Source organism: Kriegella aquimaris (assembly GCF_900103215.1).
In the GTDB taxonomy this organism is placed as follows: Bacteria; Bacteroidota; Bacteroidia; order Flavobacteriales; family Flavobacteriaceae; genus Kriegella; species Kriegella aquimaris.
Genome location: NZ_FNGV01000015.1, coordinates 39,263 through 54,394, shown reverse-complemented (window position 1 = coordinate 54,394; position 15,132 = coordinate 39,263). Strand labels below are relative to the sequence as shown.

General features: G+C 38.9%; 13 protein-coding genes. 1 reads left to right on the top strand and 12 read right to left on the bottom strand.

Features of this window, described 5'->3' with window-relative positions:
• Nucleotides 1-63: 63 nt before the first annotated feature.
• Nucleotides 64-1,008 carry a 3-keto-disaccharide hydrolase gene (locus tag BLS33_RS20690; protein ID WP_089894425.1) on the top strand — a complete coding sequence of 315 codons (945 nt, stop codon included), beginning with the start codon at nucleotides 64-66 and terminating at the stop codon, nucleotides 1,006-1,008.
• A 100-nt stretch (nucleotides 1,009-1,108) separates the two neighbouring features.
• Here BLS33_RS20690 and BLS33_RS20685 read toward each other — a convergent pair whose 3' ends face one another.
• The 12 genes from BLS33_RS20685 to BLS33_RS20630 all read right to left on the bottom strand — a co-directional run bounded on the left by BLS33_RS20685 (nucleotide 1,109) and on the right by BLS33_RS20630 (nucleotide 15,132).
• Nucleotides 1,109-2,320 (bottom strand): sensor histidine kinase, encoded by a 1,212-nt coding sequence (locus BLS33_RS20685; RefSeq protein ID WP_089894422.1) that lies wholly within the window; start codon nucleotides 2,318-2,320, stop codon nucleotides 1,109-1,111.
• 379 nt (nucleotides 2,321-2,699) lie between these two features.
• Nucleotides 2,700-3,452, bottom strand: a complete 753-nt coding sequence (locus BLS33_RS20680) for a DUF5995 family protein (RefSeq protein ID WP_089894419.1) — start codon at nucleotides 3,450-3,452, stop codon at nucleotides 2,700-2,702.
• A 107-nt stretch (nucleotides 3,453-3,559) separates the two neighbouring features.
• Entirely contained in the window at nucleotides 3,560-4,771 is a 1,212-nt protein-coding gene (locus tag BLS33_RS20675) for a sensor histidine kinase (protein ID WP_089894416.1), read from the bottom strand.
• Between the two features lie 287 nt (nucleotides 4,772-5,058).
• Complete coding sequence (locus BLS33_RS20670) at nucleotides 5,059-5,589, bottom strand: DinB family protein (protein WP_089894413.1); 531 nt, start codon at nucleotides 5,587-5,589, stop codon at nucleotides 5,059-5,061.
• A 77-nt stretch (nucleotides 5,590-5,666) separates the two neighbouring features.
• On the bottom strand, nucleotides 5,667-6,455 hold the full coding sequence (locus tag BLS33_RS20665) for a hypothetical protein (protein ID WP_089894410.1): 789 nt from the start codon (nucleotides 6,453-6,455) through the stop codon (nucleotides 5,667-5,669).
• Between the two features lie 387 nt (nucleotides 6,456-6,842).
• Nucleotides 6,843-7,139, bottom strand: coding sequence for a putative quinol monooxygenase (locus BLS33_RS20660; protein WP_089894407.1), 297 nt, complete (start codon nucleotides 7,137-7,139; stop codon nucleotides 6,843-6,845).
• Between the two features lie 392 nt (nucleotides 7,140-7,531).
• Nucleotides 7,532-9,259, bottom strand: a complete 1,728-nt coding sequence (locus BLS33_RS20655; protein ID WP_089894617.1) for a tetratricopeptide repeat protein — start codon at nucleotides 9,257-9,259, stop codon at nucleotides 7,532-7,534.
• A 387-nt stretch (nucleotides 9,260-9,646) separates the two neighbouring features.
• Entirely contained in the window at nucleotides 9,647-10,654 is a 1,008-nt protein-coding gene (locus tag BLS33_RS20650; RefSeq protein ID WP_089894403.1) for a 3-keto-disaccharide hydrolase, read from the bottom strand.
• Nucleotides 10,655-10,858: 204 nt separating this feature from the next.
• Nucleotides 10,859-12,190 (bottom strand): DUF58 domain-containing protein, encoded by a 1,332-nt coding sequence (locus tag BLS33_RS20645; RefSeq protein ID WP_089894400.1) that lies wholly within the window; start codon nucleotides 12,188-12,190, stop codon nucleotides 10,859-10,861.
• 3 nt (nucleotides 12,191-12,193) lie between these two features.
• The gene (locus BLS33_RS20640; protein WP_089894397.1) at nucleotides 12,194-13,192 is read right to left on the bottom strand and encodes an AAA family ATPase; all 999 of its coding nucleotides are present in this window, start codon (nucleotides 13,190-13,192) and stop codon (nucleotides 12,194-12,196) included.
• Entirely contained in the window at nucleotides 13,182-14,399 is a 1,218-nt protein-coding gene (locus BLS33_RS20635) for a DUF4350 domain-containing protein (protein ID WP_089894393.1), read from the bottom strand. The genes BLS33_RS20640 and BLS33_RS20635 overlap by 11 nt, the downstream gene beginning before the upstream one ends.
• Nucleotides 14,392-15,132 (bottom strand): DUF4129 domain-containing protein, encoded by a 741-nt coding sequence (locus tag BLS33_RS20630; RefSeq protein WP_089894388.1) that lies wholly within the window; start codon nucleotides 15,130-15,132, stop codon nucleotides 14,392-14,394. Before BLS33_RS20630 ends, BLS33_RS20635 begins: the two co-directional genes overlap by 8 nt.

Sequence of the window (15,132 nt, the reverse complement as noted above, 5' to 3'; positions counted from 1 at the left end):
AATGCCTTAGAGGTTACTTATATTTACCCCGATTTAAAATAATAAAAAAATAAAGAAATTAAAATGAAGAGAGGAACGATTAAATTTTTAGGAATGCTGGGCCTTTTGCTCGCAACAATAAATACATCACTTTATGCCTTGGAAGTTAACCCGTTGGAAGGGCAATGGGATATGGTAGTAATGAAAGATGGTAAAGAACTTCCTTCATGGTTAGAAATTCGTCATTCGGGTACGAGTACACTTGTAGGCCGATTTGTTTATGCTATGGGTAGTGCGCGACCCATTGCCGAAATAAAGGCGACCGATGGAAAATTTAGTTTTGCAATACCTCCACAATGGGAATCAGGAGATGGCAATATGATATTCGAAGGAGAATTGGTGGGCGATGGTTTAGAAGGAACAATGGTCTATACCGATGGAAAATCATACCAATGGAAAGCAACGAGAGCACCAAAACTCAGCTACGTTGAGAATCCGGTATGGGGCAAACCGATAAAGCTTTTCAATGGTAAAAACCTTGAAGGATGGAAAGCCATGGGTGCAGAAAACCAATGGGTAGTAGAATCAGGAGTTTTAAAAAGTGCTAAATCCGGTGCCAATCTTGTGTCAGAGAAACAATTTACCGATTTCAAACTGCATATAGAGTTCCGTATACCTAAAGGAAGTAACAGTGGCGTTTACCTTCGCGGACGGTATGAGGTGCAGGTAATCGACAGTAAGGGTGAAGAACCTTCCGATATTTTGTTCGGTGGGGTATACGGCTTTCTGACGCCTAATCAAATGGCTGCTAAAGCTGCAGGCGAATGGCAGTCATATGATATTACACTTATCGGTCGAAGGGTGACAATAGTCGCCAATGGCAAGACTATTATAAATGATCAAATAATTCCTGGGATTACAGGAGGAGCCTTAGACAGCAAAGAAGGTGAGCCGGGTCCTTTTTATATTCAGGGAGATCACGGTCCTGTTGAGTATCGCAATATCGTGGTTACCACTATGAGTAATTAAAAGAATTAATCTGTAAAACGATAAATATTCTTTGCAGGTTATTAATGGGTTGCTTGATGTTTCTCCTGAGTGGGGCAACTTTTTAAGCAACCCACTTTTATTATGATTTGGGAGTGATTTCTTGAAAATGGATGATGTAGTTGGTTCCCTCTTTTAAAGTATCTCGTACAATATTTCCACGAAGTTGACGCGTTAGTTTTTGAATCAAAGTTAGCCCTAATGATCTTCTTTTTGCTTTCATTTCGGTAATTGGGAATCCTATTCCGTTATCTCCGATTTCCATTAGAAAATTCTGATGGTTCAATTTTCTGAGACAAATTGTAATGGAGCCACTGTTATTTTTAAAGGCATATTTGAGTGAATTGGTGACGATCTCATTAATTATAAGACCTAATGGTATTGCAGTATCAATATTTAAATACACCTGCTTAATATTTAGGTGGATGTCGATTTCATTCTCCTGGTCTTTCATTGAGCAAATTAGCCCAGTAATAAGCTTGTGTATGTATGCCTCGTAATCTATACGTTCTAAATCATCTGTTTTGTACAACATTTCATGTGAAAGGGCCATTGAGTTGATCCTATTCTTGAGGTCTTTAAATAGATTTTGAATTTTTTGTTCTTTAATCCCAATGGATTGCAGTGCAAGCAGGCTTGTGACGACCTGTAAATTATTCTTTATCCTGTGGTGAATTTCTTTTAAAAGCGTCTCAATAGACATGCGATGTTGCTCAATATCTTCGATATGATTACGACTTTGCTGGGTAAATGTGGAGAACAAAACGAATATTATGGTGAACAACATAAGATTGTGGACGATTCGAGCCCAAAAAATAGCATCGGGAGCAATTTCAACTAGAGGGGGGCTATGAACGAAATGCCATTCAAGGTATATCCATATTAGCGCTGGGGTTGCGACTAAAATCCATTTCCAGATACCTATTTCTTTGTCAAACAATAGTAGTGGACCCGCCACTGTGCTAATTAGGAAAAACTGGATATGTAGTTCAGGTCCGAAGACTAGTACTTGGCTTAATAAGATTACATATGCCGAACATATTGAAAATACCCGGGAGGCAATGGTCATTTCGTACTTATTCAAAAGTGGGGAAATAATACTTGCAAAGGAAACCATTAAGAACAATACAATTGTTACTTTCGGAAAACTCAATAAGAGCGCTACAACCAGCTGTACTATGGAAAGCGCAAATAGAAAAATTGAAATTTGATTTACTATTCGAACTCTTTTTGAGGTATGCTCATCAAGTTGGGATGTAACCCCCAAATTAATGATATTGGTGAGTATTTTCATTGTTCTAAAATTTCAACCTTTTCAATAGGTGTATGCTATTATAAGCCTTAATGCACGACCTGTATGTTGATAAGGTTCTAAAATTCGATACTAATAGTGTTCTACGACTAGTTTGCTCTACGCCCCTCGGAGTCAATAAGCAAGTTATTAAATCTAAAGAACAAGATTAATGTAATATTTTTCTGTCTTATATCAAACTAAAATCTTAACTATAGCTTTTGGAGTATGCTGGACAAATTTCTAAAGTTTTTAGAAATTTGATTTAAGATTTACTTAATGTATTGTATAGTAGTTGTTTGTGAAATATTATACGGCTGATTTATCCCAGCATATTTTATAGAAATGAAATAAGGATGTAGGATGGATTTTATCAGGTGCGCTACTCTTCTTGAAGTCGTGAAATGATTTTTCCTACGTTTTTTTCCTCAAGGCGACCAATAGTTTTAAGTGCAAAACCAATAACTCTCGATTTGGGCGATTTTATATGTTCGGCAAGTTTTAGTACGAGTTTATCAATGCCCGAAATTGCATCCTTATGTTGATTTACCCCAAGACTCCACAACAAATTTGCGCTGTTCCATGACTGTTCACGGGCTTTGCGCATGCTAAAATCTATGATTTTTTCGTCAGTGTTTTTCCCCGCAACATCTAGCAGAAACATTAGGGGAGATACCCTACTCAGTCGGTCTTGCATTTCGTTGGTAATGTTGAATAGAATATCGTTCACTTTGGTAAAATCGTTTTCGATGTCGGTCAACTCTTGGTTTGTCATTGAAGTGCTAGTTGCGATGGCCAAATCGAGATTGATATGGGTATTGATACCCATCATAATATGCTGCAAAATAGTCAAGGGTTCATCTTTGGCCATAAAGGCATATTCCCAAGATTTACTGGCGGGCTTGCCACCATGGTAATTCCGGTAGGCCTCTAGATAAAGGTTGGCGAATTCAACATCCATTCGTTCCAAGCGCTCGTTGTCCTCAAAATTTTGGCGTTGAATTTCAGCCTGTATTTCGGCGGTGGTACGTCGATAGATATATGCGAAGAGACCGAGGCGGTTGTTGGTTACAATACAATGCTCAATAATTTCATCTAACTGATCAAGAACTTCCTGTATGGTTTTTGCTCGCATGCGTGGGTATGTTCGGTTGGTCTTCTCTTTATTAAAGTACTAAAATAGGGAAAGATAGGCTAAAATGGAGGAGGGGGCTATCTCAATTATTAAATCTCGGGTATCACTTACGATTTTGGCATGATTTCTTGAAAAGTGATACTATAATTGGTTCCTTTTTTCGAGGTGTCTTTTTTAAGGGTTCCTCTAAGTTGCATGGTCAATTTTTGAACCAAGGTCAATCCTAATGAACTCTTTTTTCCTTTCTTTGAAACATCGGTAAAACCAACACCGTTATCCCCGATTTCCATGAGGAAATTTTCATCGGTCAATTTTTTAATAGTAATGGTTATAATGCCCTTGTTGTCTTCGAAGGCATATTTAAGTGAATTGGTTACCAATTCGTTAATTATAAGTCCTAAAGGTATTGAGGTGTCAATATTCAAAAATATCTGGTTTATGTTCAATTGAACATCTATTTCATTTTCCTGTTCTTTCATTGAACTGATCAGTCCGTTAACAAGTTTTCGAATATAGGCTTCATAATCAATGCGCTCTAGATCATCTGTTTGATATAGCATTTCATGGGATAGGGCCATCGAGATTACCCTATTCTGAAGTCCTGAGAATAAATTCTTGATTTTTTCCTCTTTGATTCCCATAGATTGCAGTGCTAAGAGACTGGTAATAACCTGTAAATTATTCTTCACCCGATGGTGAATCTCTTTTAACAATATTTCTATAGCCAGGCGTTGCTCCTCAATATTTTTTATTTGCTTGTTACTTTGTTCGCTGAAGGTATAAAACATAAACAGTATTACGGCGACTAATAACAAATCATTCGTCATTCGGGGCCAGTATAGCGAATTTGGATCAATGGCTATCAAGGGGGCTTTATGGATGAAATGCCATTCAAGGTATAGCCAAAGGGGAAACATAAGAAAGACCAAAACCCATTTAAATACGCCTATTTCTCCATTAAACAAGAAAAGGGGCGCGCCAACACAGGCTATTAAAAAGTAATGAATGTGGAGTTCGGGGCCATATACAATGGACTGTACAAACAGTATTCCGTAGGTGCAACATAGTAGTACGATTCGTGAGGCAATCGTTTTTCCCATGTTATTGAGTACAAGGGGTAATAGAATAATCAAAGTAACCGGGATAAATAGTATTATGGCGATTCTCGGAAAGTCAGAAACTATAGCCGTTGCTAACATGAAAGTGGAAAGGGTAAGTATGAACAGAGAAATCTGATTGACTATTCTGACTTTTTTTATGGTATCTTCATTGACAAGCTTAGAGACTCCTAAATTGGTAAGTTTGGTGAATACGTTCATGCATGTTGCTATTTAAACCTTGTTTAGTATTCAGGCAGATATCGATTTTTAAAATCAATGAATTCAACTGGTGGCAGACAAGGTTTGGCTATTCCGCATTTAAGATACTTCACTTTTAAAATTTTTTGATACAAAAGGGTTGAAAATTAAATCAATAAACGTGCTGAGGGCCCAAATATTTGATTTAGGGCTTATTATCATTAAACTTTGACGTTCGTTACAGTGTTTTGAGAACATATTGATTTGGTTAAGGTGACCAGTCATAATGAGAACTAATTAACCTAAAGTTATTGATTATTCATGGCCATAACTGTGCTGATAGTCACCAAGAGTTGCCCCACATGACGCTGGCTATGTTCGGCAGCATGAAACAAGAGACCTATCAAGGTAGTCGGTAACTGTTTTCGTCCAACTGTACGTGCTTGGGTAAAATCAACATTGGCAAGAGTTTTGAAGTAGGTAAGGGCTTCGTTCACTTTATTTTCAAAAAGATCGATAAGTTCATCAATGGTCGTCTTTGTTTCTCCATTCCCTTCATTGCGTAATGTTTGTAATTGAATTTCCGAGAGATTCGAACCTTGGGCGTAGGTCAGTAATCTATCTAAAACACCAGTCAGGTGTTGTAGGTGAAAACCTACCGAGGCTCGGCCTGCTGGCCGTTCCCATAGTAATGTTTCAGGGAAGTTTTTGGTATATCGTTTTACCTCTTCTTGCGACTGTATTAAAGCATGTGCCGCAGGTTGTAACAATGCTGGAATATTATTTATCGGTCCGCGAAGCCATGCTTCCGGTCGATTGGCTTTTGTAATTGTAGTCATTATCTTTCTTTTTGCAAATTTCACGAAATTGATAGTCTAAAACAAATGGAGGCTCCATGTTTTACGGGAGTTGACTTTTAGAATACCGTTGACCTGAGTACCAAGTAAACGATAATAATAAGCCATGCAAAATAGCATGCCCCATAGATAATCGTAAGCCCGGTATCGTGTTGAATTTTAATCAACTTTAGTTTTGGAGGATAATAGTTATTTGGCGTTCGCCTGCCAATAAAAACGCCATTATCTATACCCCATTCTTCTTCGATTTTTCTTCCCCTGCTAATCAGTTGATCATGCAATTCGGTATTTCGCTTGTCGTAAATGCGTATGCCATAGGTAAAAATCAGCCCCAAAAAACAGACCATTAATTTACCATATAAATGCATGTCGGAAGTAATGGTATTTATAATAACAGCAATTGAAACGGTAGGAAGAAAGCCCAATAACTTAAAACGAACGCCAACCAGTTGACGCCAAGTATTGCACACTTCTTTATAAAGTATTTCGAGACGCTCATTATTTTCTTCCAAAGCCGTGCTTAAAGGTGTAGTTCTGTAATTATTGCCCTCTCTATAATCTTTTATTTTTAGCCATTTTTCATTTTTGTCACAATACTCAAGATACCAAGCATATATTTTTTTGTCTTTGGTACCGTGTAAAACCCAAGCACTTCTCCTCTTTTTTTCTAGTTTTTTATAGACGTTTTTCGATGAGTTTTCTTTAGATAGTTTTTCTAGGGAAGGCTTTTCCAAATTGTTGCTATTCTCCAGATTTGCCGCTTGTAGTTTAGCCAGTATTACTTCCGGATTTTCTCCCATATCTTCTTTTTGAAGTAAATCATTTAGAAGTTTGAGAGTTTTTTTCATAGCCTTCAATTATAGCGCATATTCCCTTTTAAAAAGTAAATACGATTGAAATTGATTCTTCACTAAGGGATAATAATAAATAATGGGGGAAAGGAAACTCTAGAGGGAGACTTCTACTAAGATAATGAATTTTCTAAAAAGGTGAATTAGGAAGTGCCGAAAATAAGAATTCATTATCAATTGCACGAGATCTTATCCTCATATCAAATGTGTATTTAGCACACTGGACTTTGTTGACCATTACCTGCTTTCGTACAAAAGGAAAATCGATGAATGCGCTTTACACTTATCCGTGGAGTGCGAAGAAAGCGCTATATTAAATAATTCGCTTTAGCAGATTTTCTAATTCCTTAATAATAATATCGTCTGGCCTTAAAGTATTATAATTTAACTGACCGGCGACAATTCACTGATGATAACCTCTATAATGGCACCTTCGGTATTTTTTCTATGGGCCGCGATATGGGCACTGGCATTATGGTTTAACCATAGCTCACGACTTTCCCAATTCTCGTAAAAGAAAAAGCGATCAAGGTTTTCGTTGTCTTGGTGCAGATCGTAATTAAGGCAACCTTCTTCTTGAAGTGTGGGTGGTATCAACTTAAGTAATGCTTGTTTAACAAACTCCCGTTTCTCGGTTTTGGCTAGAATACTTGCGGTAATGGTTAATTGCTGGTTGCTCATGGGTAATAGTTGTATTTATTTTTTGCTACGTAAAGATAGTAATCCTATTAATACTTTTTCTAAGCTATATGAGGTTGGGATGGGTCGGTTACTTTTAGTTTGATTTGTACCAATCCAAATACAAAAGCCCTCACCTGTTATCTATTACAAAATCTTACCATCATCCAAAGTCAGCCTTTCCTCTTCCATTAGAATGGTTTTTACGGATTTCTTACTTTCATTCCAGGAGACTGGTAGTACCAGTGAATAAATAATTCCGAAAAAATGACGCAGTTAGGTATGATTCAAATATTGAGATGATTTGATAAAGCTATGATAGCAGTTTTATATATAGCTTATACACTTCGGCCACCTATCTTCCGGAAATATACAATGGTTAATCACACTACCTATCACAACACCGATGTCGTTATCTCAATATCGGCGTGTTTCCAAGCGGTATCGAATTCTTTTTTAATGGCCCTGGCCTCCTCCATTTTTTGCTGTGCCATTAAGCTTTTATACAGACCCATTAAAGACCAGCCATTTTGGCGAAGTCGATCCAAATCTTCTTTAAATACTTTTTCGGCCTCCGCATATTTTTTAGCCTTTAATAGAACGGCTCCCAAAGTTTGTCTTGCGGGAATGTGCCAGGCAGCTGGTTCACTATAGATCAATTGGTCTTCAAAGGTAACCGCTTTCCGCAGCAGCTCGATGGAATTGTTCAGGTTACCCTCCGAGGCTGATAGCTCTCCTTCTAACACTGCATGGGCCACTTTGGCAATGCTCGAACTGGGGTTGGTATAGTTGGCAACCAGATTTTCGAGTTCCGGATCGTTTTTCATAGTATTGATAGCTTCCAATTCTTCCTTGGCTTCTTTTATATTATTTTTTCGCAGAAAAGCGATGCCCCGTGCGTAGTGTCGAATGAGCTTTAGGTGTTTATAGTCATCGCCTTGGTAGGGTATAGTCAAAATCTCGTTCCATTTTCCAAATCGCGTATAGGCCAGTAGGGGAGTCGAAGCAAAATCTTGTAAAAAAGGAAGAGTTTTTAATTCGCCAATAGGTACTTTCTCCGCTGTTTTTTTCGCGGCGTCGATGGCCGTTTGACTACTGCCCATCAAACTGGAGGCCGACCAAAGAAAATGTAGGTTGTGCGGGTAGTACCCCAATGGATACATACCCTGGGAATAACATTGTGAAATGTAGTCCTCATCGGCCAAAATAGCGGCTTCATTGGCCTTAACGGCATCTTGATACCGGCCAACCCGAATGTAGATATGAGAGGGCATATGTACGATATGGCCTGCGGCGGGCATCAGCGAACCCAATTTGTCGGCACTAGGTACGGCAAGGTCGGGTTTGGGGAGTTCTACCATATGAATATAATAATGATGTGCCCCAGGGTGATCGGGATTAATCTGCATGGCCTTCTCCAAAGCAGCCTTTCCCTTTAAGGTGTTTGGGGCCGGATTGCCCTCGTTGTCCCAGTAGTTCCATGGCATGGTATTCATTACCGATGCAGCAAAGAGCGTCTGCACATCGGCATCTTCTGGAAATTTTTGGAGTACAGTGGCCATGGCTTCCATGTAGGCGATGTTCAGCGAGGCGATATCGGTCGTCAAATCTTCATTGTATCGGGACTCTAAGGCGGTAATTAGTGCTTGCTCTTTTGGGGTCGCATTGGTGGCGGATTTTTTTGCTTTGACTAGGGCTTCGTTAGCCTTTTGCTTTCGTTCATCATCAGGCATAGGGTCATTGATATTGGGCCCAAGAGCATAGGCCTGCCCCCAAAAGGTCATGGCCGCATTGGGATCTAGGCGCGAAGCTTCCATAAAGGAACGGTGTGCCTCGGCATGGTTAAAGGCATAAGTGAGTTTCAACCCTTGGTTAAAAAATACCTGGGCTTTGTCCACGTCCGTGGTGATGGGGAAGTAGAGATTTCCTAAATTTTCGAATAAGGGAGAAATCTGTTGAGTCGTATCAATATTGCTCAACAAAAATTTGGCAATTGTGCACGACATCGAATTCATCCCGGCCTTTTGCACCGAAATCGAATCGGATTCCGTTTCACGGGAGGTAAAATAAACTATAGATAGCAGCACTAAAGCTACGACAACAAGGGTTGGTTTTGTTTTCATGATGATAACATTAAGTTGTTTTTTGTTAACAGGGTACAATATGCACTGCTGCGCATTGAAAATTTTAAATGATTAAGGGGGAATTTATGGGGGAAGTAAATAAAAGTCCTTTTCTATATATCTAAAAATACTGAATTTCAGTTAGATAGACAAAAAAGTAGGGGTAGGGATTCTTAGCGTTTTTGGAGTCGTCAAGTTGCTTTATTTCAGTTTTTCAAGGTGTTGAAGCTGAAAACCGTAGTCATATACTCATAAGAATGAGGTCATGGAGTGGACTAAGTTCCGCCCCATTCTTGCTTTTGCCAAGTGTATGCTTTGACTGCACTTCAATTGCCTTCCCGAATTCATCGTTCAGGCGGGTACATAGGGTGACAGAGGGAATGTGTATTATAGAACGGGAGTTAAAACAATATTTCTATAGGCAACATTACCATGATCACCCTGTAGATAAATAGGTCCTGGAGCAAAGACATCAGAGCTTATAGCACCACCGGTGGGTCCATCAACGGGTTGGTTATCAATAATTTTTTTACCATTAAAAATGACGGTAACATGACGGTCAACCAATGTAATATCTAGCGTCTGCCATTCACCGGCCGGTTTCTCGGCGGCTTCACTGGGGGTGATTCTGCTGTAAAGTGCGCCCATGTTATGTGAGTCTAACGGTTGTCCGTACGAATCGACAACTTGTATTTCGTAAAGTCCGCGAAGGTAGACCCCGCTGTTGTTTCCTTTGGGTACGTTAACTTCCAGTTTAAGGTTGAAATCTTTAAATTCTTGTTCCGTTCTTATATTTCCATAAGAGATATGATGTCCGTCTTTGGGTTGTACGGGATTATTGATCAATTGGCCATTTTCTACCTTAAAGCCATTTGCTTTTTTTGGGTCAATGGGGCGCCAACCGCTGAGGTCTTTGCCATTGAACAATTTTATTTTCTTACCGTATTTTACTTGTGATAGGTCTGGTGCAGCCCCAACCGGTGCGAGTCTTTTGCCTTTGATGGTGCTAACGTTTTCTCGGGTACCTTCCCGAGAAGGACCCGACATTGTACCTGTTATTTCATCTCCGTTCCTAGTGATTCGTAGCGTACTGGTGATGGTATGCTTACGGTCATCGTTTCTTTTGACCTCATTGGTACGCGTAACGACTAAAGTATTTTCATCGGCCAAATATACATGGCTTACAGGGGTAACGCTACCACCGATCCATAAGAGTTCGGCATCTAAATAATCTTTTTCTTGATGTACATTCAACCAACCGATACCACCTCCATCGATATCAAATGTCCACATACCCAAAAAACCATTGTCGATGTGCAATAATTTGGGATTGCCTGCAAATAGTAGAGGCGTGGTAAACAAAAATATTGCGATGAGTGAATTTAGATTTTTCATTGTTATATCGATTTTATAAACATTTTAGAAGGCGGGTAATGGCTTAAGCAAATTTCAATTTAGCTATTTATTTAATAGCGTGGCTTTAGTGATCAAATTTAGTTTTAATGTTGGAACGGGCAAGAAAAGAATGAAAATTGAACTATAAAAAAATGGGAACATTCTTTTTTTAGGTTTATACTAGGGTAATAAACTACACCTTTTTCAAATTAACCCCTTTGCCTTTATCTCTAAGTATTTATTAATCGTATTGATGGTAAGTTTTTCAGGTGAAGTCAAAATAGTCTGTATGCCATACCGCTGTAGTTCTTTTTGCATCAGTCGTTTCTCTAAAGAAAACTTTTCGGCAATAGTTTTGTGGTATATCGTTTGAAGGTCTTCGGCATCGGTCGAAATAAGGTTTTCCAATTCAGTGTTCTCAAAGAAAATAACTACCAGTACGTGTTTTTTTGCGATGGCCAAAAGAAATGGCAACTGTCGCTTTAGCGCTGAAATATGTTCAAAATTGGTATAAAGTAATAACAGGCTACGTTGGTTGACTTTACGTTTGATATGGGCATAGAGAAGTCCGAAATCGGAATCGGTGAACTCCGTATTGATATTGTAGAGCTTTTCCATGATGGTGTTGAGATGGGTCAGCTTTTGAACGGCGGGTATAAAACTTTCGATTTGCTTTGAAAAGGAAATCATTCCCGTTTTATCATTGCGCTTTAGTGATACATTGGAAAAAGCCAGCGTTGAATTGATGGCGTAATCAAGTAATTTCAAGTTATTGAAAGGCATTTTCATTACCCTTCCGGTATCGATGATGGAGTAGATGGGCTGTGATTTTTCATCCTGATATTGGTTGACCATCAATTGGTTCTGTTTGGCAGTAGCCTTCCAGTTAATCGTTCGAAAATCATCTCCTTGCACGTATCCCTTAATTTGTTCGAATTCTTGTGTATGCCCGATACGCCTTATTTTTTTGAGTCCGAATTCGGTCAACCGATTGCTGATGGCCAAAAAGTCATATTGCTGCATTTGAATAATGGATGGATACACGGGCACCATCTGGTCTTTTTGAAAGACAAAACGGCGCTTGATGATCTGTAGGGCAGAAGAGGCGTAAATGTTCAGGTTACCAAAAACGTATTCGCCACGGTCAACAGGTCGCACTGTATATTCAAACTGTTTTTTTTCGCCCTTGATCAAATGGCTACGATATTCGAAATCCCGTTTTTGGAACTGCACCGGAAGTTCATCTATCAATACGAGGTATGCCTTAAACGGATACATCGATTGAAATTCGATGGTAATAGGATTAAAATCACTGTTCGAAAGTTTCTGCGGCAGTCGTCGTTGAGCGGTTACAGGAGATGGCACTCGGTATAAGAGCGCGATATCGAACAAGGCTAATGCAAACAATAACAAGGTGAGAAGCCATGCTATAGGGTATAACATAGGTAGCCAATAGGAAAGTATAAAGCAGGCCGCCAACAGGGCGATATACCTAAAGAATGTATTATGAATGTAAAGTGATTTAAGAAATCGCACGGGTTATCTGGGTATTTCGACGGATTCTGTAATCATGTTCACCACACTTTCGGTGGTCATGCCTTCCATTTCACGTTCGGGCGTTAAAATCACTCGATGGTTCAGCACGGGCACCAAAGCTCTCTTTACGTCTTCGGGAATAACAAAATCCCGCCCAAGGATGGCCGCAAAAGCTTTGGCAGCATTTAAAGTAGCTATCGATGCACGAGGGGATCCCCCCAAATACAAATGCGGATGGTTGCGGGTCTTTGTAATAATATCGGCAATATATTTAATGATTTTTTCCTCCACCATAATGTCTTGTATTTTTGACTTATAGTCAAGTAACTGGTCTGGGGTAATTACCGGATTTACGAGCGTCTGTGGTTTAGAACCTTTACGGTCGTGATGGGTCTGTATGATTTTAATTTCTTCTTCCACTGACGGATAATCTACTTTTATCTTAAAGATAAAACGGTCTAATTGCGCTTCGGGCAGGGCATAAGTACCTTCTTGTTCAATAGGGTTTTGGGTAGCCAATACCATAAAGGGATCATCCATTTTATAAGTAGCCCCATCCATGGTTACTTGGCGTTCTTCCATGGTTTCGAACATGGCCGCTTGTGTTTTAGCTGGTGCCCGGTTGATTTCATCAATTAGGATGATGTTGGAGAATATGGGTCCCTTTTTATATTCGAATTCAGTCGTCTTTACGTTAAAAATTGAGGTGCCCAGAATATCGCTAGGCATTAGGTCTGGCGTAAATTGAATGCGACTGAAATTAGTCTTAAGTGTTTTTGCGAACAGCTTGGCCGTGATAGTCTTCGCTATACCTGGAACACCTTCGATAAGCACATGGCCATCGACCAATAGGGCAACGATCAGCAGTTCGATGAAATTCTCTTGGCCAATGATAATTTTGCTTAGTTCGGCTTTAATTTCTTCCACCGTCTTCTGTAGGTTTTCCAACGGTACGCGATTATTGAAATTAAGTTCGGTCGATTGTGGTTCATTATTTTCCATTGGCTCTAGCTTTGAATTTTTCTATTAAGGAATTTAATTTTTTAAGTGATTCATCCGTCGGTTCTATGGAGGTGCTCAGTTGCTCCATATAAGAGAACAGTATTTTTACTTCTTCTTTGGTGTGATTACTGCGCATAGCCAGATGCTGATAAAAGACATCATTTTGTTTTAGGGTGCTCAGATAAAAATGGGTACGTATATATTCAAGAAAATAGGCGATTTTATGTTCGATAATCGATTTTTGTTCTCCTTTTTCGAAGTACATATCGGCGATGGTTCTCGTAAAAGCCAAAGTTTGATTTTGCAACGGTGCTACTATGGGTATCGCACGTTGTTTACGTTTGCCTTCGAAAACTACATAAATGAGAGCGCCAAACAAGGCAAGGTAATAGGCCCATTTGAATTCTTTGGTATTCAAAAAGATATACATTGGGGAGGTGTAGAACGATTTTCCCGATTTGTAATGATTGTCGATATAGATGTTCTGTGATGAATCTACATAAGATAGAAGGCCTGCCGTATAATTTTTATTGTTATCCTTTAAAATAAAGTAATTGGTAAATGCTTTGGGAAAAGTAGAGAGTATAATTTGACCTTTTCCAAAAGGCTGTTTTATCACATTGTACTGTTCTTTAGATAGACTATCATTTTTTGAAATTGTGGAAACTAGGCCTACAATTTTTGTGTTGATTGTATCTATACTTTTAAAAAATAGGCTGTAATTATCTTTGTCAAAAATATAACCGTCTTCTGTCTTTAATTGCGGATTCGTCAGGCGATGCCGTTGCTTTTGTTCATCCCCAAAGTCGGCATAAAGACTTGAAGTTTTTAAATGTAAGGTGTCGGTAAGTTGTTCTTCGAACCCAGCGGAAGCAATAAACAAGGTATTTCCTTTAGATGTCCAATCCAACAAGGTGTTCAATTCAGCTTCTCCAAATTCAACTTTATCGTTCACAAAAAAATAAGTGCCAGAGGCCTCCACTTCTTGATTTAAGAATTCAAAAGGGGGAACGTTGACCTGCTGCGCTTTGTCTTGAAAAATTTTTCCCATGACATCTTTGAGTACATAGGTGCCGAAGGGAATTTTGTGTTGGGAGACAAATGTAGGAAACCAATTGATTTCTTTAGGTTTGTTGTACTGTAATAGCATGAGTACAATTAAGGTTACTACAGAGATAACAATATAAATGTTCGCCTTTTTACCCATGCCTCACCAATTTTTGAAGGGATGAAAAAACGGTTTCTGCTCTTTTATAACCTGCTTCGTCAATATCGAAATTACCATACCAGATATAAGTGTAAAGCCGCGTGATTTTTCCAAAGGGTAACTTTAATTCTTGTACTTCAATTTCTTTTAGGTAGTCGTCATTGGTTTTTTGAGGCTCCCAAGAGATGAACTCTTCTTCACTCATAAGCTGCAAAATGTAGAGGTAGTAATACCGTATGGCAAGGCGATAATTCTGATTTTGCAAAGCCTTTTGAATCAATTGTTGAATATCTTCATTTTTGATGATATGCTCTTCCTCGGAAAGAGAAACCAACCCTTGATTGTTCTTGGTACGTTGCATAGCAGTTGCATTGATATTCAAGAAGAATTTGATGAGGATAAAAATGAGAATTCCTAACAGAATGTAGGGAATCCATCTAAAGAAGGAAGCCAAAAAACCTACTGCTTTTTCGACACCAAAAAGCCACTCAAAAAACTGTAACATCAGGTTGCCCGACCAAGTCTTGAAATCGCTCCACCAAGTGGCGTCCGTTTTTAAAACTTCATAGTCAAAATCAGGATCATTCCGATACGCATCTAAATCATTTGCCTCTATTTTTTTAATTGTCAGTGAAGAATCGTCATACTGAATTTCAGCAGAACTATCGACTTGTCCCTGAATTGGAAGGACATACAATATGTAAAGTAGCAATGTAAAAATGCATTTGTGCAT